This window comes from Nocardia sp. TBRC8007 (assembly GCF_056629435.1).
Genome location: NZ_JBWSOR010000111.1, coordinates 1 through 903, shown reverse-complemented (window position 1 = coordinate 903; position 903 = coordinate 1). Strand labels below are relative to the sequence as shown.

The window sequence follows — 903 nt, the reverse complement described above, 5'->3', positions numbered from 1 at the left end:
TTGGAATGGATGCCGACTCTATTGAGGAACTGTTCGGTACGTCGTGTGCGGTGACCGTGGAGCGGAGTGGCAGTGTCGTTTTCTGACTGGGAAGGAAGATCGATTAATTCCGCGTCGGTTTATGCTGCACATCGGCCGATGGATAGTGGAATTTTGATCGGCCGACGGGTCGTGAGGCATGGGTTGGCTGAACAGTGTGCATATATCGAATGATCGATACAACTGGAGGGTTGGTTGGTATGAGTGAAACGGATTTCTGTGACACAAGGTCGCCCGAGGGGGTGTCTGATGTGGATTCCGGTCGGGTTGTCGAGCTCGTTCGAGAAATCGTGAACGGTTTTCTTACTCCGCAGGAGAGGTTGGTGGTCGATCCTGTTCGGATCGGGTTGGACACGTCGATTCATTCGTTACCCATCGACTCGATATCAATGATCGAACTCATCGATGCCTTGAACGGAAGGTTCGGGTCCGCTGTGCGTCCGGATCATGTGTACAGGTTGGATTCGATCGGTGATCTGGTTGCCGTGGTGGTGAAGTCCGCCGCGAGTCGACAGGTGTAGATCAATCAGAAGATTGTCGTATGTGTGGGGGGTGGTGTCCGGTAATCGGATGTTCGTGATCGTAAATGGTGTTGGGCACCGTTCGGAAGGTAAGTGAGATCGGCATGAATTCGTTGGATGACACTCGTGTGTATCGTGCGTCTTCTGTTCAAGAAGAGCTCTGGGTTGCGCAGACGCTGACTCCGGAGGTGCCGAACAATCTTGTGGTATATGTCGATCTCGTTTCCGATGCTGATGCCGATGCCGATGCCGATGCCGATCGGCTTGTGGCTGCGTTGAGGCGTGTTGCTTGCGAGTCGGAGGCGTTGAATGTCGGTTTCCGGGGGAATGATGCCGGTGGTGT

The 903-nt window shown here is 53.8% G+C and carries 2 protein-coding genes; both read left to right on the top strand.

Going from position 1 to position 903, the window contains the following annotated elements; genetic code table 11:
* The first annotated feature begins 239 nt into the window (after positions 1–239).
* Positions 240–560, top strand: a complete 321-nt coding sequence (locus tag ACX4ZE_RS22840; RefSeq protein ID WP_480275521.1) for an acyl carrier protein — start codon at positions 240–242, stop codon at positions 558–560.
* A gap of 65 nt (positions 561–625) precedes the next feature.
* On the top strand, positions 626–903 hold a 278-nt coding region (locus ACX4ZE_RS22835; RefSeq protein WP_480275520.1), incomplete at its 3' end, for a hypothetical protein.

Excerpts from the sequence above, each read along its gene's own strand:
- ACX4ZE_RS22840 (WP_480275521.1), top strand. The coding sequence starts at position 240 with ATGAGTGAAACGGATTTCTGTGACACAAGGTCGCCCGAGGGGGTGTCT.